The 23,341-nt window shown below is 34.7% G+C and carries 22 protein-coding genes; 14 read left to right on the top strand and 8 right to left on the bottom strand.

The window, feature by feature from the left end:
* Positions 1-23: 23 nt before the first annotated feature.
* From NK356_RS02575 to NK356_RS02565, 3 genes are read right to left on the bottom strand one after another with little or no spacing between them, the layout of a single operon-like run.
* Positions 24-716, bottom strand: coding sequence for a methyltransferase (locus tag NK356_RS02575; protein ID WP_253316196.1), 693 nt, complete (start codon positions 714-716; stop codon positions 24-26).
* Positions 716-2,170, bottom strand: a complete 1,455-nt coding sequence (locus tag NK356_RS02570) for a HAMP domain-containing sensor histidine kinase (protein WP_034692985.1) — start codon at positions 2,168-2,170, stop codon at positions 716-718. Before NK356_RS02570 ends, NK356_RS02575 begins: the two co-directional genes overlap by 1 nt.
* 1 nt (position 2,171) lies before the next feature.
* Positions 2,172-2,756 (bottom strand): riboflavin synthase, encoded by a 585-nt coding sequence (locus NK356_RS02565; RefSeq protein WP_034692982.1) that lies wholly within the window; start codon positions 2,754-2,756, stop codon positions 2,172-2,174.
* A 48-nt stretch (positions 2,757-2,804) separates the two neighbouring features.
* Between NK356_RS02565 and pdxA the strand changes: the two genes are divergently transcribed.
* The 12 genes from pdxA (at position 2,805) to NK356_RS02505 (ending at position 14,214) form a co-directional block, all read left to right on the top strand.
* Entirely contained in the window at positions 2,805-3,896 is a 1,092-nt protein-coding gene (pdxA, locus tag NK356_RS02560; RefSeq protein ID WP_034692980.1) for a 4-hydroxythreonine-4-phosphate dehydrogenase PdxA, read from the top strand.
* Between the two features lie 84 nt (positions 3,897-3,980).
* Positions 3,981-4,511: a DUF177 domain-containing protein gene (locus NK356_RS02555; RefSeq protein WP_114822244.1), complete on the top strand. Its 531-nt coding sequence runs from the start codon at positions 3,981-3,983 to the stop codon at positions 4,509-4,511.
* A 67-nt stretch (positions 4,512-4,578) separates the two neighbouring features.
* Complete coding sequence (gene rpmF, locus NK356_RS02550) at positions 4,579-4,782, top strand: 50S ribosomal protein L32 (protein ID WP_007843326.1); 204 nt, start codon at positions 4,579-4,581, stop codon at positions 4,780-4,782.
* Between the two features lie 127 nt (positions 4,783-4,909).
* A complete protein-coding gene (accB, locus tag NK356_RS02545; protein ID WP_047385964.1) occupies positions 4,910-5,392 on the top strand; it encodes an acetyl-CoA carboxylase biotin carboxyl carrier protein in 483 nt (160 codons plus the stop codon).
* A gap of 98 nt (positions 5,393-5,490) precedes the next feature.
* Positions 5,491-6,846: an acetyl-CoA carboxylase biotin carboxylase subunit gene (gene accC / locus NK356_RS02540; protein ID WP_034692971.1), complete on the top strand. Its 1,356-nt coding sequence runs from the start codon at positions 5,491-5,493 to the stop codon at positions 6,844-6,846.
* Positions 6,847-7,172: 326 nt separating this feature from the next.
* Positions 7,173-8,420: an ornithine--oxo-acid transaminase gene (gene rocD, locus NK356_RS02535; RefSeq protein WP_253316195.1), complete on the top strand. Its 1,248-nt coding sequence runs from the start codon at positions 7,173-7,175 to the stop codon at positions 8,418-8,420.
* Entirely contained in the window at positions 8,421-9,221 is an 801-nt protein-coding gene (locus NK356_RS02530; protein WP_034692965.1) for a glycosyltransferase family 2 protein, read from the top strand.
* 1 nt (position 9,222) lies between these two features.
* Complete coding sequence (locus NK356_RS02525; protein WP_253316194.1) at positions 9,223-9,987, top strand: polysaccharide deacetylase family protein; 765 nt, start codon at positions 9,223-9,225, stop codon at positions 9,985-9,987.
* Positions 9,988-10,040: 53 nt separating this feature from the next.
* Positions 10,041-10,787 (top strand): glycosyltransferase family 2 protein, encoded by a 747-nt coding sequence (locus tag NK356_RS02520; RefSeq protein WP_253316235.1) that lies wholly within the window; start codon positions 10,041-10,043, stop codon positions 10,785-10,787.
* A 4-nt stretch (positions 10,788-10,791) separates the two neighbouring features.
* A complete protein-coding gene (locus NK356_RS02515) occupies positions 10,792-11,778 on the top strand; it encodes a hypothetical protein (protein WP_253316193.1) in 987 nt (328 codons plus the stop codon).
* A gap of 3 nt (positions 11,779-11,781) precedes the next feature.
* Entirely contained in the window at positions 11,782-12,969 is a 1,188-nt protein-coding gene (locus tag NK356_RS02510; protein ID WP_253316192.1) for a glycosyltransferase family 4 protein, read from the top strand.
* 3 nt (positions 12,970-12,972) lie between these two features.
* Positions 12,973-14,214: a glycosyltransferase gene (locus NK356_RS02505; protein ID WP_253316191.1), complete on the top strand. Its 1,242-nt coding sequence runs from the start codon at positions 12,973-12,975 to the stop codon at positions 14,212-14,214.
* A 46-nt stretch (positions 14,215-14,260) separates the two neighbouring features.
* Here NK356_RS02505 and NK356_RS02500 read toward each other — a convergent pair whose 3' ends face one another.
* The 5 genes from NK356_RS02500 to NK356_RS02480 all read right to left on the bottom strand — a co-directional run bounded on the left by NK356_RS02500 (position 14,261) and on the right by NK356_RS02480 (position 20,301).
* On the bottom strand, positions 14,261-15,526 hold the full coding sequence (locus NK356_RS02500; RefSeq protein ID WP_253316190.1) for a glycosyltransferase: 1,266 nt from the start codon (positions 15,524-15,526) through the stop codon (positions 14,261-14,263).
* A gap of 26 nt (positions 15,527-15,552) precedes the next feature.
* On the bottom strand, positions 15,553-16,206 hold the full coding sequence (locus NK356_RS02495; protein ID WP_253316189.1) for a glycosyltransferase: 654 nt from the start codon (positions 16,204-16,206) through the stop codon (positions 15,553-15,555).
* A 3-nt stretch (positions 16,207-16,209) separates the two neighbouring features.
* Positions 16,210-17,007, bottom strand: coding sequence for a hypothetical protein (locus NK356_RS02490; protein ID WP_253316188.1), 798 nt, complete (start codon positions 17,005-17,007; stop codon positions 16,210-16,212).
* A gap of 185 nt (positions 17,008-17,192) precedes the next feature.
* Positions 17,193-18,587, bottom strand: a complete 1,395-nt coding sequence (locus NK356_RS02485; protein ID WP_034692944.1) for an MAC/perforin domain-containing protein — start codon at positions 18,585-18,587, stop codon at positions 17,193-17,195.
* A 280-nt stretch (positions 18,588-18,867) separates the two neighbouring features.
* Entirely contained in the window at positions 18,868-20,301 is a 1,434-nt protein-coding gene (locus NK356_RS02480) for an MAC/perforin domain-containing protein (RefSeq protein WP_253316187.1), read from the bottom strand.
* A gap of 440 nt (positions 20,302-20,741) precedes the next feature.
* Here NK356_RS02480 and gltX point away from each other — a divergent pair, with 440 nt between their 5' ends.
* Positions 20,742-22,250 (top strand): glutamate--tRNA ligase, encoded by a 1,509-nt coding sequence (gene gltX / locus NK356_RS02475; protein WP_253316186.1) that lies wholly within the window; start codon positions 20,742-20,744, stop codon positions 22,248-22,250.
* Positions 22,251-22,299: 49 nt separating this feature from the next.
* Entirely contained in the window at positions 22,300-23,256 is a 957-nt protein-coding gene (locus NK356_RS02470) for an acetyl-CoA carboxylase carboxyltransferase subunit alpha (protein ID WP_253316185.1), read from the top strand.
* The last annotated feature ends 85 nt before the right edge of the window (positions 23,257-23,341 follow it).

Genomic DNA, 23,341 nt, shown 5'->3' with positions numbered 1-23,341 from the left:
CTAAAATCTAATTTCTAACTTCTTTACTTAAAAACATGAAACTCTTTGGTGAGTTCAAGATATTGGTCCGAGTACTGTCTCGGACTTTTTTCTATAATAAAATCAGATTCGTTGATTTCTTTTTCCTGTAACGAAAACTCCAGAATCAATCTTTTTGCCTTTGAATTTTCAATTCCTTTGATATTCACTTTTCTGTTCAGATACAGACTATTTTCTTTACCGATGGAAATAAAAACATCTCCTGCTTCCACAGGTATGATCACAGAAAATATTCCGTTTTCGGACAATAATTCTACCGCCTTGCTGATTAACTGCCTGAAGTTCAATTCTACGGTCTGACGCGCAATCTTATCTTTCTCAGATCCAGATTCTTCGAAGTAAGGAGGATTGGATACAATAAGATCAAAACGTTCTTCCGTTTCAAAAGTTTTAAAATCTTGAAACTTATTTTCCAACCTTGTATGAAAAGGAGAATGTTCAAAATTGAGTTGGGTAAGCTTTGCAGCATCCTCATTAATATCCAGCCCTAAAAAGGTCGCCTGTGGATTTCTTTGTGCCAGCATAAGAGAAATTAATCCCGTGCCTGTCCCGACTTCCAAAACACTGGAAGCATGTTCAACATCCGCCAAAGCACCAAGCAGAACACCATCTGTTCCTACACGAAAGACGTCTTTAGACTGCTGAATTTGAAATTGTTTAAATGTAAAAGACTTCACTATAAATTGGTAGGCAGTGTAATAATGAATGTAGATCCCTTCCCTACTTCTGATTTCACAGAGATCTCACCTTTATAATCCTCGATCATTTTTCTTACCATGGATAAACCTAGTCCCATTCCACTACTTTTAGAGGTGAAATTCGGTTCAAAGATTCTTTCATACATGTTTTCAGGAATCCCGACTCCGTTATCCTGAACAGAGATAATCACTCTTCTCTGATGCTGTTCCACATCCACATTGATAATGAGTTTTCTCTGATCACTTTCTGCCTGCTTTGCATTAGTCACAAGGTTTGTAATGATTCTGGAAAGATAAATTCTATCCATATTGATCATTATATTCGTCTTGTTGGCGTGCATGAAAATACTGTCATCATTGAATACACGGAGAATATCTTCAACTTCCGTATTCAGATTGATCACTTCATTATTTTTTTCAGGAAGTTTGGCAAATTCTGAGAATGCTGAGGCTACTGTAGCAATCAGATCAATCTGATCAACAATAGTTTTACTCATTTGCTTCACTCTTTCTCTGATATTCGGATCTTCAGGATCAAATTTTCTTTCAAAATTCTGAATGGTCAGCTTCATTGGAGTCAATGGATTTTTCACCTCATGAGCCACTTGCTTGGCCATTTCTCTCCACGCTTCTTCAGATGCTTTGAATCTAAGTCTTTCTTTCTGATCCTGAATCTGTAAAATCATCCTGTTATAGGCTCTGGCCAGAGCATTAAGCTCATCATTCTTATAATATCTGATAGGACGCATTTCATTTTCAAACAAAGTAATACGGGTAATCATATCAGAGAATTTCGTAATGGTTTTCGCCAGGCTATTAGAAGTAACCCAGCTGATCCATATACTAAAAAGGATAAGGAATATATCGACTAAAAGAATATACTTTACGTACTGATGCAGAACCTCCAGATAAGCAGATTCATTGTGGTATAAAGGGATATAAACAATTCCGATAGGTTCAAGTTCATTGTTTTTCAATAAAAGATAGGAAGAAGTAAGCTTAGCATCCTTAGCAGCATCATAATTCACCATGTCTACTCTTGCGTCAGTAGACAGAATCTTATTGATGATTTCTATAGGAATTGTTTTCTGCTCAACTAATCCTTCGTCTTTATTGGAAAGCAAATAGTTTCCTTTCAGATCATAAATAAAAATGTCATGCTGGTTGATATCCGCTATTTCAAAGATTTTATTCCCTAAAACTTCCGGAAGATCTTTTGTTTCTATAAGAGTCTGGCTTACTGCATAATCCAGATATCGCATGACAGCATTGGTTTTATCCTGCATATCGATATTACTCTGCTGTAAAGAATGATTTCTCAATACAAAGTAAGGAACAAGTGATGTAGCAACGACACTTAAAAAACATACCAGCAAGAAACCGAAAAATACCCGGTTTCTTAAGCTATATCCTTTATACTTATTTATTGACATTCTACTTTTTAATTAACCTAGCAATATACTTACCAATGATATCAAATTCCAGGTTTACTTTATCACCAATTTTCAAATGTTTCATATTCGTGAATTCCCAGGTGTAAGGAATAATAGCTACAGAAAACTGAGCATCTTCGCTCTTAGCAACAGTAAGACTGATTCCGTTTACTGTAATTGAACCCTGAGGCACCGTTACAAAAGTTCCGTCATTATCATACTTCATAGTAATAAAATAACTTCCGTCTTTATTTTCAATATTGACAACTTCACCGGTTTTATCAACATGTCCCTGAACAATGTGGCCATCCAGCCTTCCATCCATCTTCATGCAACGCTCAAGATTTACAACAGTTCCCAATTCCCATTTTCCAAGGTTGGTTTTTTCCAGTGTTTCGTTAATCGCTGTAACCACATAATGATTGTCTTTTATCTCAACAACTGTAAGGCAACAGCCGTTGTGGGCAAGGCTCTGATCAATTTTCAGTTCGTTTGTAAAAGGGCAAGTCAGGGTAAAATCTATATTGCTTCCTTTTTCTTCAATCTTCTCAATAACACCAACTGCTTCAATAATTCCTGTGAACATATTATTTTTTGCTAAATTTGTAAATTATAATCTTCAAAGATAATCAAAATGAGCCCAAAAAACCATAAAGTACGAGTAGGAATTTCAATCGGTGATTTCAACGGCATCGGTCCGGAGATCATTATGAAGTCTCTGAAAGACAAAACTATTACAGATTTTTTCACGCCTGTAATTTTTGGTTCGGGAAAATTATTCACTTATCAGAAAAACATTTTTAAGCTGAATCTTAATTTCAACTACGTTAACGAGCCTTCACAGGCACAGGCAGGGAAACTTAATATGGTTAACCTTACCAAAGAAAACGTGAATGTAGAATTGGGAGTTCCTACTGAAGAATCCACGAAAATGGCGATTGATTCTCTAGAAGCGGCTACTGAAGCTTTGATGAAAGGAGATATTGATGTATTGGTAACCGCTCCGATCAACAAGGATGAAATGGTAAAAATGGGATTCAAACATGCCGGACATACAGGATATTTTGAAGAGAAATTCAACAAAAAAGGATTAATGTTCCTTGTTACTGAAGATCTTAAAGTAGCTGTTTCCACGCATCATATTCCTATTGCACAGGTAGCTGAAAATATTTCCAAGGAAAAAATAAAGAAACAGATCAGAGTATTAAATCAGACGCTTATAGAAGATTTCTGTATTCAAAAGCCTAAAATTGCTGTATTGGGACTAAATCCCCATGCAGGAGACGGAGGCGTTATCGGAAACGAAGAAATTGAAATCATCAGCCCGGCTATTAAAGAACTTTCTGACAACGGAATACTGGCATTCGGACCTTTCCCTGCAGACAGCTTTTTCCAGCCGAGTAAATACAAAAATTTCGATGCTGTTTTAGCAATGTATCACGACCAAGGACTGGCTCCTTTCAAAACATTAGCTTATGAGGAAGGAGTAAATTATACAGCCGGACTTCCTTTTATCAGAACATCTCCTGACCATGGAGTTGCTTACGATATTGCAGGAAAAAATGTGGCCGATGAGCAGAGTTTTACAGAAGCGATCTTCACAGCGATCCAGGTTTTCAAGAACAGAAGTGAATACCGCGAACTGATGAATGACCGCCTTCAGCCTAGAAAATTGGCTGTAGACAATGGAATAGATGAAGATCTACCGGAGGAAACTGAAGCATAAATCTTTAAAACAAATTTTAAATTAATTTGTTTCAGATTTTATTTGTTATTATAAAAAAAATGCATATTTTTGCACACTCATTTTATGGACAAGTTAAGAAACTATGACGTAAGCTTTTCCGGACTTAAAAACGGAAGACACGAGTTCAAGTTTGAGATAGATAAAACGTTCTTTCAATTATTTGACACTGAGCAGGAATTTACAAATCCTAGAATAGAAGTGAATGTATCACTTGATAAACACACTACTTTTTTAGAATTTGAGATTAAAATTAATGGATTGGTTGAGTTGGTTTGTGACATCACAAATGAAGATTTCGACTATCCTATTGAGAATGAAATCAAAATTTTGGTGAATTTCGGGGAAGAATATGATGACAGCAACGAAGATGTCATTACCATTCCTACTGCAGAGCATGCTTTCAATGTAGCACATTTGATTTATGAAAATGTAATGCTTTCCATCCCGATGAAAAAGATTTCACCGAATGTAAGTGATGACGATCTTAAAATTCTTGACCAGTTCAGTCCTAAAGATATTGAGGTAACTGAAGAAGAAGAACATGAAAGTGACCCTAGATGGGATGCTTTAAGAAAATTAAAAGACAATAATTAAATAGAATAATTTAAATATGATGAGATGATGAATCTCATCGCTCATCAATTAAAAAAGTTATTAGAAAATGGCACATCCAAAGAGAAGACAGTCGTCCACAAGAAGAGATAAGAGAAGAACTCACTACAAAGCTGTAGTTCCTCAATTAGCTAAAGATGCAACAACAGGAGAGCTTCACCTATACCACAGAGCTCACTGGCATGAAGGAAAACTTTACTACAGAGGTAAAGTAGTATTGGAAAAAGAAGTAGCTACTACTGAAGAAAACTAAGAGTCGCTTTTCACTGAAAAAGCCTCATTTTAATACAAAAACCGCCCAATTTTGATAAAATTTGGCGGTTTTTTGTTGTTTTTTACGTTTTTTTGGTATCTTTGACATCAAATCAAATATCAAATTTATGGACATTAAAGACATACAAAATCTTATCAAGTTTGTATCTAAGGCTGAAGTATCAGAAGTGAAGTACAAAACTAAAGATTTCGAAATCACTATTAAAACTCCATTAGCTGGAAGCGATGCTGTTTACGCACAGCCAGCAGTATACCACACTGCTCCACAAGCGGTAGCTGCTCCTGCACCTGTTGCAACTCCGGCTGCTCCTGCTGCTGAAAAAGCTGAAGCTGCATCTGATGACAGCAAATATGTAACAATCAAATCTCCAATGATTGGTACTTTCTATAGAAAACCATCTCCTGATAAAGATGTATTTGTAAATGTAGGTGACGAAGTTTCTGTTGGTAAAGTAGTTTGTGTTATTGAAGCAATGAAGCTATTCAACCAGATTGAATCTGAAATCAGCGGAAAAATTGTTAAAATTTTAGTGGACGACGCTACTCCTGTTGAGTATGACCAACCTTTATTCTTAGTAGATCCATCTTAATTTAGAAGTTAGATGTTAGACATTAGATGTTAGATTAAATTCTACATTAAAATAACATTATCTAATTTTCAAATTATCTAATTTTCAAATTGAAGAAGATGTTCAAAAAAATATTAATAGCCAATCGTGGCGAAATTGCAATGCGTATTTTACGTACTTGTAAAGAAATGGGGATCAAAACCGTTGCGGTATACTCTACTGCTGATAAAGACAGTCTTCACGTAAGATTTGCTGATGAAGCGGTATGTATTGGCCCTGCAATGAGTAAAGACTCATATCTTAAAATCCCTAACATTATTGCTGCTGCGGAAATTACCAATGCTGATGCGATTCACCCAGGTTACGGATTCTTATCTGAAAATGCTAACTTCTCAAGAATCTGCCAGAAGAACGGTATCAAATTCATTGGTGCTTCCCCTGAACAGATTGAAAAAATGGGAGACAAAGCAAATGCTAAGGCTACCATGAAAGCAGCAGGTGTACCATGTGTACCTGGTTCTGACGGATTGATCGAATCTTACGAACACGCTGTAAAAGTAGCTGAAGAAACAGGATACCCTGTAATGATCAAAGCTACTGCCGGTGGTGGAGGTAAAGGGATGAGAGCTGTTTGGAAAGCTGAAGACCTTAAAGATCACTGGGAATCTGCTATTCAGGAAGCTGTAGCTGCCTTTGGAAACGGAGGTATGTATATGGAAAAACTGATTGAAGAGCCTAGACACATCGAAATTCAGGTTGCTGGTGACCAATTCGGTAAAGCTTGCCACCTTTCTGAAAGAGACTGTTCTGTACAGAGAAGAAATCAGAAATTAACTGAAGAAACGCCTTCTCCTTTCATGACAGACGAACTTCGTGAGAAAATGGGTGACGCTGCTGTAAAAGCTGCTGAATTCATTGGATATGAAGGTGTAGGAACTATCGAATTCCTTGTAGACAAACACAGAAATTTCTATTTCATGGAAATGAATACAAGAATCCAGGTAGAACACCCTATTACTGAGCAGGTAATTGATTATGACCTGATCAGAGAACAAATTCTTCTTGCTGCAGGAACTCCTATTTCAGGAATCAACTATTACCCTAAATTACATTCAATCGAATGTAGAATCAACGCAGAAGATCCTTACGCAGACTTCAGACCTTCTCCGGGAAAAATCACTGGATTAAACATCCCTGGAGGACACGGAATCAGAGTAGATACTCACGTGTATTCCGGATATACAATCCCTTCTAACTACGACTCTATGATTGCTAAGCTTATCACTACGGCTCAAACCCGTGAGGAAGCTATCGCAAAAATGAGACGTGCTCTTGAAGAATTCTATATTGAAGGCGTAAAAACAACGATTCCTTTCCACAGACAATTGATGGATAATGAAGATTATCTTTCAGGAAACTACACCACAAAATTCATGGAGGATTTTGTAATGGACAGAAAATATGATAATCACTAAGATTATTTTTCAATAAAAAATGAAACTGCCTCTTATTGAGGCCGTTTTTATTTTAGCCTGTAAATCTGAAATTTTCAATGCAAAGCGTAAAGCAGTCGTCACCATGTTTAATTGCTGAGGAATGAATAAAAATTAATAAACAGACAGAAAATAAAATTTCGCCCCTTTAAAGATATAATACCTATAACAGTCTGTCAACAGGAAAATATTTTCTAATCCTCCATTATTCCACCCTAAAATCTACTTCAATTACACCCTCAAACGTCACTTGGTAATTGTTTATACATATCATTAATATTGCGTAAATTTGTTGAAAACCAAAATATATGTCAACAGCAGAACAAACAAAAAACTCGCAGTATTTTATTGACCTTGAAGACAAACATGGAGCACACAACTATCACCCACTTCCAGTGGTTCTGGACCGCGGAGAAGGTGTTTTCGTTTGGGACGTGGAAGGTAAAAGGTACTATGATTTTCTTTCAGCATATTCTGCTGTGAACCAAGGACATTCTCATCCTAAAATTGTAGGAGCTTTGGTAGAGCAGGCACAAAAGCTGGCTTTAACTTCAAGAGCTTTCTACAACTCTAAATTAGGAGAATACGAGCAGAAAATAACGACCCTTTTTGGATTTGACAAAGTTTTACCAATGAACTCCGGAGCTGAAGCTGTGGAAACCGCTGTAAAACTAGCCCGAAAGTGGAGTTATGAAGTAAAAGGAATTGCAGAAAATGCAGCGAAAATTATCGTTTGTGAAAACAACTTCCACGGAAGAACAACAACTATTGTTTCTTTCTCTAACGATCCGGATGCTAACCAAAACTACGGACCTTTTACTCCAGGATTTATCAAAATTCCTTATAACGATATTGCAGCCTTAGAAGAAGTTCTTAGCAGAGAAGCAGCAAATATTGCAGCATTCCTTGTAGAACCTATTCAGGGAGAAGCAGGAGTATATGTGCCGGATGAAAATTTCCTTAAAAATGCTTCCGAATTATGTAAAAAATACAATGTTCTTTTCATCGCTGATGAAGTTCAGACGGGTATTGCAAGAACAGGAAAACTGATTGCATGCCACCACGAAAATGTACAGCCGGATATCTTGATTTTAGGAAAAGCGCTTTCCGGAGGAATGTATCCTGTATCTGCTGTGTTAGCAAATGACAACATCATGAATGTTATCAAACCTGGACAACATGGTTCTACATTCGGAGGAAATCCTATTGCCTGTGCAGTAGCAGTAGCAGCTTTAGACGTAGTAGCTGAAGAAAAACTATCTGAAAGAGCTGAAGAATTAGGACAGCTTTTCAGAGCTGAAATAGAGAAGCTGATCGAAAAGACAGACCTTATTACCAAAGTACGTGGAAAAGGCCTTTTAAATGCTATTCTGATCAATGATACTCCAGAAAGTTCTACCGCATGGAACCTTTGCCTACAGTTGAAAGAAAACGGACTACTGGCAAAACCTACACACGGTAACATCATCAGACTGGCTCCGCCATTGGTAATTACTGAAGAGCAATTGCTGGATTGTGTGAAGATTATTGAAAAGACTATTCTCGAGTATAAATAAATGGCTCTTTCCCTTGCAATCATTACTTATAATGAAGAAGAGAACATCGTAAGACTTTTAGATTCATTGACAGATATTGTAGATGAAATTATTATTGTCGATAGCTTTTCTACAGATAAGACCAAAGAGATTTGCACTCAAAAATATCCTCAGGTAAAATTCTTTGAGAAAAAATTTAATGGGTATGGTGAACAAAAAAACCATGCCCTTCATTTGTGTTCTCATGAATGGGTTTTATTCCTTGATGCTGATGAAGTTCCTGACCAAAATCTGAAAAGATCTATACAGAACATCGTTTCTTCAAAAAGCACGGAATTCAATGTATATAAAGCAAAATTCAACAACCATCTTGGGATTCACCTGATCCGATTTGGTGGTTGGGGAAATGTATGCCGTGAAAGGCTTTTCAGAAAAAAATATGTAAAGTATTCTGATGATAAAGTTCATGAATTTTTGATTACCGATCAGAAAGTGGGCCTTATGGAAGGAAAACTGGATCATTATACTTACAAAAGCATTCATCATCATGTAACGAAAATCAATAAATATTCGGATATGATGGCTGAAAAGATGTTTGAGCGAGGAAAAAGAATCAATAGATTTAAAATCATTGTAAGCCCAATGTTTGAGTTTATTAAGGTTTTTATTTTCAAACTTGGTTTTCTGGATGGATTTCCAGGATTTTACATTGCCAAAACAATGTCTTATTACACCTTCCTGAAATACATTAAACTGCATGAAAAAACACGACTGTACGAAAAAATACGGCAGCAGGAAATTGAAAAAAATACAGTAAAATAGTATGATTCTGTATCTTATTCCTCTTTTATTGGCGATATTTATCGTTGTATATTTCCGTCTCTATTTATTTGCCTTTCCCTACCACAGACTGGTCATTATTATGTACCACCAGGTTGAAAAGGAAAGCCATGAAGACCTTACCGTCAGTTTAAAAAATCTTGAACAGCAGTTTTCATATCTGAGCTCTAAAAAGTATACTTCATATTTTTTCTCAGAACTTCCTCTTTCAGCAAAAAGAAACATTATCATCACTTTTGATGACGGCTATAGAAACAATCTCGAATACCTCCCTTCTTTATTGGAAAAGTATAATCTGAAGGCGACAATTTTTATTCCAACAGGATTTATTGAAAATGGATATAACAATTATTCAATGATGACCTTTGATGAAATCAGAAGTCTGGATAAAAAATATTTTGAGATTGCTCTTCATAGCCATGCCCATGAAAATTTAAGCAATGTATCTCTTGACTTTATAGAAAAAGATCTAAAAAAAAATATGGAGATTCTCGATGCCCAAAATATAGGCTATTCAAAGGTTTTGGCATATCCTTATGGAAAATATCCACAAAAAAAACATGATAAATTAGCATTTTTTTCTATTTTGAAAAAAATAGGAATTGATTTTGCAGTAAGAATTGGAAATAAAGTGAATTATCACCCTACCCAGCGCCCATACGAACTGTGTAGAATTGATATAAAAGGCAAAGATTCGCTTATAAAATTCAAATTAAAACTTATCTTTGGCAGATTAAAACTATTTTAAAAAACAATTTTAGGGAAGTATTCACCTACTCCTCTATCAAACAAAGCGTTGTGATGAATATAAGTGGTTTAATCATAACATATAATGAAGAAAAAAATATACAGGATGTCCTAGAATCTTTTGATTTCTGTGATGAAATAATAGTAGTAGATTCTTTTAGTACGGATAACACTGTAGAAATTGCAAAGAAATTCTCCAATGTAAAGGTGGTTCAAAATAAATTTGAAGACTTTACAAAGCAAAGAAATTTGGCACTGGATACTGCAACCAACGACTGGGTTTTATTTTTGGATGGTGATGAGAGAATTACACCGGCCCTGAAGCAGGAAATTATTGATGAGCTTAATAAACCCGGGCAAAAGGATGCCTATTATTTTTACAGGAAATTCTTTTTTGCCCAGAAACCGATTCATTTTTCAGGAACACAGTCTGATAAAAATTTCAGGCTATTCAGAAAATCGAAAGCCAGATATATGGCAGGAAAAAAGGTACATGAAACTCTGGAGGTTAACGGAACCATCGGAGTTTTAAAAAATAAATTACTCCATTACACCGTTTCAGATTATGAATCTTACAGAAAAAAAATGATTCACTACGGAGTTTTAAAGGGGAAAGAACTGGCTGCTAAAGGAAAAAAGTACAGTGTTTGGGTTCAATATCTTAAAACTGCTTTTAAATTCTTTAAGGCCTATATAATGAGACTGGGTATTTTAGACGGAAAAGAAGGCTATCAGTTATCTTATCTGCAATCTTTAAGTGTCTATGAAACCTATGAATCATTAAAAAAAGAGCAAAATTAGTTGGATGAAGATTTGTATCATTAGTTATGATTTTTGGGATTATGATAAGTATATTGTTGAAACATTATGCCAACGTAGTATTGATGCTCATCATATAAAGATCAGTACCGTTACTCATTCCAACTTCAACGAAAGAGCTGTAAATGCATTAAGCAAAACTTTTTTAAACAAAAATCTTAAGACTGAAAAAAGACAGAAATATGTTCTGGATTCTCTGGAGAAATTAGGGCATCAGGATCAGATACTGGTGATGAATCCGGATACATTTGATCTTTCTACCCTTAAAAAAATCCGAAAATCGACAGACCGTCTGGTGACCTATCTGTATGATAATCTTGAAAGAGTTCCTGTGGAAGACAAACTGTATCTTTTTGACAAAGTCTTTTCCTTTGACTATATTGATGTTAAAAAGCACGGTTTTGAAAAATTAACCAATTACATTTACCTTCCCCACTGTGCCAAAGAAAACCAGCAGCCTGAAATGGATCTTTTTTACATCACATCTTATGATAACAGAAGGGTTTCACTCATAAAATTGCTGGCGAAAAAGCTGATTGAGCAAGGATTGAAATTCCAGATTATGATTATTGGAAAAAAATCCTGGAAACATCAGCTCACCAATATTTTCATGACGGTACCCAAGAATCTTTTCCTGATTTTCAGTATCAAGAAGATTCCGCATAACGATCTTCCAAAATATTATAAAAACTCAAAAGTTTTACTGGATCTGATGCGTGAAGGGCAATATGGACTTAGCTTCAGAGTTTTTGAAGCCATGTCTCTGGAAAAGAAAATCATAACTGATAATGAAGCCATTAAAACCTATGATTTTTACAATCCCAATAATATTTTGATTTTAAACAAAAATATTAGTAATCTTGACAAATCTTTTTTTGAAAAACCTTACGAGAAAATTCCGGAAGAAATCTACTACAGATACACTTTGGATAGTTGGGTAAATAAAGTTTTTGAACTCGATACTAAAAACTGACAAATGGGAATCTTAAAAAAAATAAAAAAACACTTCGAAAGAAAAGAAAAACTCAAAAACCTTCAGTCTAAGGATATAGTCAACATTAATCTGTATGACGCTTCCCAAAAAACGATCCTGTTCGCATCAAGAGATTTTCCTGCCCATGATAAAGAATCCGGGGCTAACAGACTGAAAGAACTTATATTTATTTACAAAGAATTAGGATACAACTGCATTTTATTTGCTCCCCATATGTTTGAAGACGATTCTTATGTGAAGTTTTATAAGCAGCACAATGTTATCGTTTATATAGAGAACAAGAAATACAGGAATATTTATGATTTCCTGTCTTCTTTTCAAAAGATAGATTACGTTTGGTTCAACGGCCCTCTGGCGCTGAATCTTTTTTATAAAAAAATGAAAGCAGTTTTGCCTTCCGCCAAATTCATTTATGATATGGTGGATATTCATTTTTTAAGATTTAAAAGAGCCATCGAACTGGAACCTACCCGTATTTCTTTAAAGAAAAATTATAAACATTTTTTCCGTCTGGAAACTGTTGTTGCTCCAAAACTGGATTATATTATTGCCATCTCTGATAAGGAGAAAGAAATTATGAGCCAGTATGCAGATAAAAATAAGATCATTACAGTATCTAATATCCATTATCCTAAAATTGATATTTCTGAGCGAAAAAGCTTCAGTGAAAGCAAGGGAATTACCTTCATTGGTTCTATTCACGAGCCGAATATTGATGCGGTAAAGTTTCTCTATGAAAAAATAATGCCCATTGTCTGGAAAACCAATCCTGAGCTGGAAGTAAGCATCATCGGGAATGTGGCAGAAAAACTTGATCTTAAACTATTTCCTAAGTTTAAATTTTTAGGCTTTGTGGAAAGCATTGAAGAGCACTTTATGAATTCGAAAATTATGGTGGCTCCCCTAAGATTTGGTGCTGGTGTGAAAGGAAAAATCGGACAGGCTTTTGAATACTTTTTCCCTGTAGTTACTACGGATATCGGTGCAGAAGGAATGAAACTTACCGATCAAAAGCATGTATTGATAGCCAATGATGAAAACAGTTTCGCAAAGGCTATTATTGATCTGAATAATGATGAAGAGCTTTGGAATACATTAAGCAGAAATTCTGTGGACAGTCTGAGAGCATTTTCACCTGAAGAAGTAAAAGAAAAACTTAAAACATTATAATCCATGTCATTAAGTATAAATTACCACGGTTTTTTTGATGGGAATTTTGGTATAGCAGAAGCCACAAGGCTTAATGCCACTGCTATGGAAAACGCAGGCATTAAAGTAAACCGCATCAGCTACTCAAGTGACACTCTTGAAAAGTCTAAAAGTGCCACAGAACCAGATGCATTAATTAATATTTTTCACATTAACAGTAATGTGACTCACGAATTTTTTTCAAAAAATCAGGATATCAATCTTGCAGGGCATTACAATATTGTTTATTGGGCCTGGGAATTTCCCGAAGTGTCAGATAAAACCGTTGAGTTTCTGAATATTTTTGATGAATTATGGGTTCCCAGCGATTTTTGTGTCAATATTTTCACAAAATATACCGGGATTCCTGTGATGAGATTTTCTCATCCAATTCAGAAACTGGATCCTTCTGATGAATTTAAATTTGAAGAGTATAATATTGAACCTGGTTCAAACGTATATATTACAATTTTCGATTCTTTAAGTACGACTATCAGAAAAAACCCTGAAGCGACTATTGAAGCGTTCATTAATGTTTTTAAAGATGATCCTGAAAGTGTTTTGATTGTGAAAACACATAATCTCAGCAGAAGTAAAGATGCTCAAAAAGTATTGGAAAAATATACTGGCATCTCTAATATTATCATTATTGATGAACATTTCTCGAAAGAAAAGCTCCATTCTCTTATTCAGAAGTCTGACATTCTTGTTTCTCTGCATGGTTCTGAAGGTTTCGGGCTTACGATGGCAGAAGCAATGTCATATGGGAAGATTGTTGTAGGAACAGGATATTCCGGAAATCTGGACTTTATGAATGTGAACAACAGTTTCCTTGTTCAGTATAGTTTTATTAAAACCGCCAATACAAAAGGATTAATTGCCGAAGGTCTGACTTTAGCTAAGCCTGACTTACATGATGCTACCCAAAAACTTTTGTATATAAAGAATAACTTCAAGACTTTAGGGCCTATTAAACAAAATGCGGAGGCTCAGATCAGAGATAATTTTTCTCTTGAAGCTATAGGAAATCTACTCAAACTAAGACTTTCTTTTATTAACCAGATGAATAAGAAAGAAAACACCCCAGAAAATAGTATAGGGAACGTTTTTTATCTTGCTGAAATAGACCGATTGAGCGGCAGGGTAAATTACCTTGAAAAAACCTTGTATAATAAGATCAGGAGAAAAGTAAACACCTTTTTAAAGAAAATAAAAGGTAAGAAATAAAAAAAGCGGTGGATAAAGGTAAATCCACCGCTTTTATTTTATAATATTATTTTTTTTGTTTTCTATTTCTGAAATACATTTTGATACCATAGATCCACTCAATAGGCTTGCTTTTTTTGTAAATTCTAAGATCTTTTTTCAAAAATATACTGTCTGCATATAATTTTATTAATGCTGACCTGCTTTGCTGAATTTTACCTTCAGAAATAAGCTCTTCTGATCTTTTTCTGATCATTTTCCCTACTCCTTCGAGAGAAAAATCTTTCGTGATTGTTTTACGAGCATTATCCGACTTCACTTTAATATCCTCACCACCCTGATACACCTTTTTGAGGTATTCTGAGGCTTTTTCCAATGAAGGTTCAGACCATACTGTGTTAGAATCATAATTAAGATCATCCGAACCGTAAGAAACCTTCTCAGCTTGTACCAAAAAACTGTTTTCAGAATTCATAAATTCCAGATTTCCGGAATAATCTGTCGCAATAACAGGTTTTCCAAAATACATGGCCTCAGCCATCGTAAGTCCGAATCCTTCAGATCTGTGAAGAGAAATATAACTATCACAGTTACTGATCACATAGTTCAAGGCATTTTTATCAAAAATCTTTTCTACAATTTTAATCTTTACCGAGTCTCCGATTGCTTCTTTTATCTGTTGTTTCTCTAAAGAAAATTTATCTGATTTCGAGGTTTTAATGGTTAAAAAAGCATTATTATCCTTTCCGTCAAATGTTTCTCTGAAAACCTTAATCAGATTGAGTACATTTTTCCTTTGTATGGAACTGTTATAATCAAAAATGAATAAAAAATTAAAGGAGTCTTTATTATAAAAATTCAAAGCATCCAGATCTTCCGTTTCCTTCAGATGAATATCAATGGGATGAGGAATTACTTTTACTGGAGATGCAATATATTTTTCAATGCATTTCTTGCAATATTCTGAAGGCGTCCAGACCTCATCAAAAAGATTAATATTCAAAAGATAATCTTCCGGAATGGTCTCTGATTCCCACGCCATATAAAGAATATTGTATTTTCTTTCAAAAAAAGAATAATCAAAATATTCGAAGAAGTTTGAAATTTCCGAAACGGATGGTGATACCTGAATTAAATTAATAGGATGATCTGCTTTTTTGGAAAACTGAGTAAATGTAAGATCATTATTATTATGATTGGTTCTCACATCATAGTTGATCATACTGATAGGTATACCAGCTCTCTGTATCGCTTTACAATTAAGTCTTGTTGCTTCAGCAATACCAAACTCACCATTAATAAATCCAAAAACGTTAATTCCTAAATCTTCCATTTTTATTTTCTAATAATTCAAACTGATTAATCTTCCAGGGTTTCATAAAAATTGTTCTGCTTTTTCTGCTTCTCAAAATTCTTTTTATGAACTAATGATAATTCATATTTTGCAGGAATTTCGGTAAAGTTTTTATTTCCATACAAAACTTCATGCACTTTATTCTTCCAGAAGATTTTTTTATTGTTTTTGATAATCCTGGGCTGATAGTCCGGAAAATTAATATACCCTTCGTTATTCATATTCCAGCCCATTTGCTGCACATATTCTTCTGTAATCCCTTCCACCGTATTGATTCTGGGAACATAAAATATTTCAACACTTTTCTCTTTTTTAAGATAAGATTTCAATGTTTTGATAAAATGCTCTGTAGGATATTCATCTGCATCAATCTGAAACAGATACTGACATTTCGCCCTTTCTATTAATCTGTTTTTAAAGGTTGCAAAATCTCCATCCAGCCTGGCCTCAAGTTTTATAATACGATCATAATGAGCGAGCAACTCTGTCACCTCTTGATTTTTATTGGTAACATCCTGAAGAACAATAACCTCATCATTACCATCAATCAAAGGAAGAAGAATATCCAATAATTTTTTAAGCTCCTTCGCTTCATCATTGACGGTGATTCCATAAGAAACAGTTATAAATTTGCTGGAAAAGCGTGAAAGTAAGCTCATAATTTAATTATAGATTATAGGATAGTTGCCAGAAAAGTGGGTAAAGTAATTTTCAGCAATAATTTGTTTTACGTAATTTTTATACTTCCTTGTAGGATAAAAACAGCTTCCTGTCTTTTTGTAATAATATTTTTTGAAAAATCCGGGAAGTTTTTTCTCATCATGTTCTACTTCATTCCCTCTCTCAGTTCCCTTTATTTTATATAAAACCTGAACATTGAATGCGGGTGGCAAAGCTTCAAACCAGTTATTGATCTGAGAAAAATAAGCGAATGGCGTTTCTTCAAAACTGTTCAGTTCACCTTGATTGTGGTCTGAAAAATAATAGTCTTTAAAAACATCTGCTACATTTTTGGGTCTGAAAATAAATACTCCGCCATTGATACTTCCCTGCAATAAAGGATTTGCTTCAAAATGCCGGTCAGTAAAATACATTTCACTGGTTTCTTCCAATATTCTTGGAATATGCCCCCAGGTTTTGTTGAATTCGTCAGTTCCTCTGGGATCCAGAATTGCCCCAAAATATTTGTTTTCCGGAAGAAAATCAAAAATAGAAGGTGCTTTATCCGAAATAATAATATCCAGATCCATAAAAAGAACCATGTCATATTCTTTCGTTTCTGAAGGAATCAGCAGTTTCTGAGCTAAAAGCGGTCGATGAAAACTCTCATCCATTGGTTTATCAATAATCTTTAAATCCGCATCACATTTTTTAGCATAGCTTTCAAACATTGCTCTATTTTTGTTGTACATTTTCCAGTACTTTTCCCCTACAATAAAAAGACATATTGCTTTTCTCATTGATAAACTAAATTTATAAGTTACAAAAATACATTTTTAATAAAAGACTACTAACAATATTCTTTCACTGTTCCTTTAATCAACGAAAATATTTTGCAAATATTCATTTTTTGTTCTTGTTGTATAAAAAAAAACGTCCCAAAGCTGAGACGGTTTTTTTGTTGTAAAATATTAATATTATTTAGTTAATAAGCGTAAAAAGGGATTCCTTCTGCAACATAGTTATTAGGTGTCCCCGGATAAGTACTGTAGTAATGATCTCTTTCACTGCCACTGTAGAATTGATAAATAGGTCTTTTGGTGCTATCCATTGTTGCATAGAAAGCAATTCCTTCATAGGTATAATTCCATGGTGTCCCCTGATACGTGGAATAATAATGATCCTTGTCATTTGCACTATAGAACTGATAAACAGGAACTGTATTGGGTGCTTTATAGCTATACGCTTTAAACTGCTCGCCTTCCGCCTGATAATTATTAGGAGTTCCAGCCCAAGTAGAAAGGAAGTGATCTCTTTCTGAACCACTATAAAATCCATAAATTGGAACCGGAATATAATCCAGCATTACTTTATTATCAATAAGGTATTGGATTACGTATGATTTAAGCTCTGCTTTTTTAGCAGGATCTTTTACCAGATCAAAAATAAATACTAACCCATTATTTCCAAAATCCACTAATACAGAATTATTGGGTGTAGAACTGTTTTGCCAGTTTGCTATATTGATCTTCGGAGTGTTCTGATCAAGATTAAGCTCCCCAATCAAACCTTTTGAAGGATCTCCACCTCTTGTTCTGTAGGATAATTTTTTAGAATAGTTCATGGTAGATTCTGATGTATTGACATCATTCTGAACATCAACATCAAAAATTTTAGCCATTCCCAATTTTATTCCGATTCTTGCAGCACGGTCACGACTTTCATTTCTTGTTTCAGACTGGAATAAGACATCCATTTTTGCCCCGGTATAAATGTCAACCATTACGTGTGTACCATAATCCTGTACAATTTGTTGTGGTGATTTTACCTGTAAATCCTGAGCGAATTCAGGGGTAATATAATCAGCTAACATATCTGTTGTAGCATTAAATCTTAATCTTTTCTGCTTGATAGTTAGATTATAACTTCCGTAGATGTATTTTGCATCAAATTTATGATTGGTAGTAACTGCAGAATTAAATCCTACCGAAAGTGTTTTTTTAAATAAAGGAATTCCTGCAGTCACATCTACTTTTGTAGATACCATTTTGGAGTAAGTTTCTGCATTCTCTCCATATTCTTCAACATACTCCTGAGTATTGGTATTTTCAGAAACCAGTCTTGCTGCCTGTTCAGCTTTGAAACGATCGATATCAACTACTTTAAATCCTGCGGAATTAGCATTAGCATATTCTCCTGCAGCATTAAAGCCATGTCCTAAGACATCATAAATTCCGTCACCTGCAAATTTAGCAGCTGATAATCGATTGGTCCTAGCAGAATTTTCGGGAGTTGCGTCAGTATTCAGGTCTTCAGAAGAACATGAACTCATAAAAAGCATCAGTAAACTACTGAAGCAAAATAAAATTTGTTTTTTCATAGATTATTAAAAAGTTTCTGCAAATGTAATATTCATCACCTAGTGACAAAAGAATTTCAAAATGATATATATCATTAATTGGTGAATTTAACAATCGTTTAAACCGCTACTAATAAGCATTTACAGCATCACATAATAGAGAGTTAATAACAATAAACAATTACATTTATTACTTTCTCACCAAACTCAAAACCCTATTCAATTATAAATAAAAAGCGGAGCCAGAATTACTGACTCCACCCATAATGTATAACCAAATTGATTTATATAAATCCAAAAATTAATTAGCTGGAATATAGAAAGCAATACCTTCTCTGATACTCCAATAGTTCACAGGACCTAAATTAGGCGACACTGAAAGATAATGATCCGATCCGTTTTTAGCTTTATAGCTGTATACAGGAATTCTTCCAGCTCCCGGAGTTTTATAAGCATAGAATGCTACCCCCATATAAACATTCCAATAAGAAGATGGTTGCAACGTACTGGCCTGTGTAAAGTAATGATCTGCTCCTGAAGTACTTTTATAGCAGTAAATAGGAACTGTATCTGGTGCTTTGTACTGAAAAACTTTAAATGTTGGTCCTTCATTAGTCCAGTAAGAAGATGGCTGAAGGTTTGTATTGAAAGTGAAATAATGATTACTGTCTGCCTGATTTTGGTAGCCATATAACATTGTGGTATTATACTCCAATGAAATTTGGTTATCAATTAAATACTGATCTACATACGCCTTAAGCTGAGCTTTTTTAGCAGCATCTTTTACCAGGTTATAGATAGGGACTAGGCCGTTATTTCCAAATTCTACCAATACAGAATTGCTAGCCGTAGAACTGCTTTGCCAGTTTGCAATATTAATTTTTGGAGTATTCTGATCAAGATTAAGTTCTCCAACCAAACCTTTTGAAGGATCACCACCCCTTGTTCTGTAGGATAATTTCTTAGAGTAATTCATAGATGATTCAGACGTATTCACATCATTGGTTACATCCACATCAAAGATAGATTTCACCCCTACTTTTACTCCAATTCTGGCAGCACGATCACGGCTTTCGTTACTTGTTTCAGACTGGAACATGATATCCATTTTAGCTCCTGTATAAATATCAACCATAACGTGAGTTCCATAATCCTCTACAATCTGCTGAGGAGTTTTCGTTTGCAAATCCTGGGTAAATTCCGGAGTTACATAATCTGCTAACATATCCGTGGTAGCATTGAATCTTAGCCTTTTTTGCTTAATGATAAGGTTGTAACTGCCATAAATGTATTTGGCATCAAATTTATGGTTGGTTGTCACTGCAGAATTAAACCCTACTGATACTGTTTTTTTAAACAAAGGAATTCCTGCTGTAACATCTACTTTTGTAGAAACCATTTTAGAATAGGTTTCTGCATTTTCTCCATATTCTTCAAGATACTGTTGTGTATTTGTATTTTCAGAGAGTAATCTTGCAGCCTGTTCTGTTTTAAAACGGTCAATATCAACCACTTTAAAACCTGCAGAATTAGCATTAGCATATTCCCCAGTAGCATTAAAACCGTGCCCTAAGACATCATAAATACCATCACCTGCAAATTTGGCTGCTGACAAACGATTAGTTTTTGCCGGACTATCAGGAGCAGATTCATTATTATTCAGATCATCTGAAGAACATGACCCCATGAAAAGCAACAGTGCTGCACTGAAGCTAAATAAAATTTGTTTTTTCATAGTATTATTTTAAAATTTTCAACAAATATAAACTTCAATATGAGGTGAAATATAAAAACAACAACTGACATATATCATTATTTAGTGATTTTAATATATCCTTAAAACACAATGAATAAACGACCAAACAATCCCTTAATTGTGATTTAATTAAAGAATACAAATTACAGAAACAAACGTACAAACACTCGCAAAAGAACACACGCATTAAACACAATACTTATTGTTTATGAATTCATTTTTCACAACCACATTTTATAGGTTATGATCAATGAGTAAAAAAAATATTATCAGAAATATAAGATTGGGAGTTTTAAAACCGCATTTATCCAAAATCTATAGAAATAAATAAAAAAGTCAGGATCAAAAAATCAATACACGGTCAGAAATCATCTCTTAAACGCATAATTTTAAGTAAATTTGCAAAAATTAAAATTGAAATGGAGAAAGTAAGAGTACGTTTTGCTCCAAGTCCTACAGGACCATTACATTTGGGAGGCGTAAGAACCGCATTATATGATTATCTTTTTGCTAAAAATCAAGGGGGAGAATTTGTATTGAGAATTGAAGATACAGATACAGCCAGATATGTAGAAGGAGCTGAAGAATATATTGAAGAAGCTTTAGAATGGTGCGGAATCATTCCTGATGAAAGTCCTAAAAAAGGAGGAAAATTCGCTCCTTACAGACAATCTGAAAGAAGAGACATCTATGATAGATATACAGAACAGATTCTAAAAACTGATTATGCATACATTGCTTTTGATACAGCAGAAGAACTGGATGCAATGCGTTCTGAGTACGAAGCGAAAGGTGATGTTTTCTCTTATGATAATAAAACAAGAAACCGTTTAAGAAACAGCCTTGCCCTTTCAGAAGAAGAAGTCCAAAAATTATTGGATGAAAAAACTCCTTATGTTGTAAGATTTAAAATGCCTGTTGACAGAGTATTAAACCTTGAAGATATTATTCGTGGAAAATTTTCAGTTAATACCAATACTTTAGATGATAAAGTTCTGGTAAAGAATGACGGAATGCCGACTTACCATTTTGCGAATATCATTGATGATCATGAAATGGAAATCTCTCACGTCATCCGTGGTGAAGAATGGCTTCCATCTTTGGGCCTTCATACCTTATTATATGAAGCAATGCAGTGGGAAGCACCACAATTTGCACACCTGTCTTTAATTTTAAAGCCAGAAGGAAAAGGAAAATTAAGCAAAAGAGACGGAGATAAATTCGGATTCCCGGTATTCCCTCTTGACTTCAAAGATCCAGCTACAGGTGTAGTTTCTAAAGGATACAGAGAAAATGGATACCTTCCTGATGCTTTCATCAATATGGTAGCATTATTAGGATGGTCTCCGGCAGATGATAAAGAAATACTTCCTTTAGAGGAGATGATCAAAGAATTTGATCTTCATAAAGTACATAAGGCTGGCGCAAGGTTCAGCAAAGAAAAATCCGAGTGGTTCAACCATCAATATATTCAGATGAAATCTGATGAAGAACTTCTTCAGATCCTTAAGAATACAGATCTTGATCTTTCCGCCGTATCTGATGAAAAGCTATTGAAAGTAATTCAACTGATGAAAGAAAGAGCCACTTTCCCGAAAGACATCTATGAGAGTGGAAAATTCTTCTTTGAAGCTCCAACTTCGTATGATGAAAAAGCATCGAAAAAGGCATGGAATGAAGAAACATCTACAATTTTAGGTGAATTGGCTGCAACATTTGAAGCCACAGACTTTGTTGCTGAAACATTGAAGCAAACCATGCATGACTTCGCTGAAAACAAAGGATTAGGCATGGGTAAAGTCATGATGCCGTTACGATTATCTTTGGTAGGAGAACTGAAAGGACCAGATGTTCCGGACATTCTGGAAACCCTTGGTAAAGAGGAAAGTATCTCCAGAATAAACAATGCTATAAATAATTTTAAATAGAATAACCATAATTTTTCATACATTTGAAAGATTTAATTTACTTCAAGAAATGGAATATTTAAGTTTCGAACTTCCTATCAAAGAATTGATGGACCAATACCAGACGTGTTCTTTAGTAGGAGAAGAAAGTGGTGTTGATGTAAAATTAGCATGCAGCCAGATTGAGGATAAGATTTTAGAAAAGAAAAAAGAAATCTATTCAAGTCTTACACCTTGGCAAAGAGTACAACTGTCCCGTCACCCGGATCGTCCTTATACACTGGACTACATCAACGGAATGGCAGACAAAGGCAGTTTCTTAGAACTTCATGGAGACAGAAATTTCGCTGATGATCCGGCAATGATTGGAGGATTGATTACCCTTGATGGTCAGAAAGTAATGATCATAGGGACTCAAAAAGGAAGAACAACTAAAGAAAGACAGCACAGAAGATTTGGAATGCCAAATCCGGAAGGATACAGAAAAGCTTTAAGATTAATGAAGCTTGCTGAAAAATTTAATATCCCTGTGGTAACTTTAGTAGATACACCGGGAGCTTATCCTGGATTGGAAGCTGAAGAAAGAGGACAAGGAGAAACTATTGCAAGAAATATTTTTGAAATGGTTCAGCTGAAAACTCCAATCTTCACTTACATCATCGGAGAAGGTGCCAGTGGTGGAGCATTAGGAATAGGTGTTGGAAATAAAGTATATATGTTGGAAAACACTTGGTATACAGTAATTGCACCAGAAAGCTGTTCTTCTATCTTATGGAGAAACTGGGATCACAAAGAAGATGCAGCCAATGCATTAAATCTTACTCCAGCAGATGCTTTAAGAGAAAAGTTCATTGACGGAATCATTGAGGAACCACTTGGAGGTGCTCATTATGATCAGGAAACCACTTATTTGAACTTGAAAAATTCAATTTTACAAAATATCAAGGCTTTTTCCAAATTTACAGGACAGGAGCTTGAAACCCAAAGACAGGACAAATTCATTGCAATGGGCCAGTTTAAAGGATAAAAAAATAAAAAGAAGCCGTCTCATTTTCCTTGAGGCGGTTTTTGTTTATAAACTACCCATATTATTTTTTTAGGATGATTTTTTT

It is taken from the genome of Chryseobacterium sp. S0630, from assembly GCF_024158915.1.
Lineage (GTDB): Bacteria > Bacteroidota > Bacteroidia > Flavobacteriales > Weeksellaceae > Chryseobacterium.
This window is presented reverse-complemented; position numbering and strand designations above follow the sequence as displayed.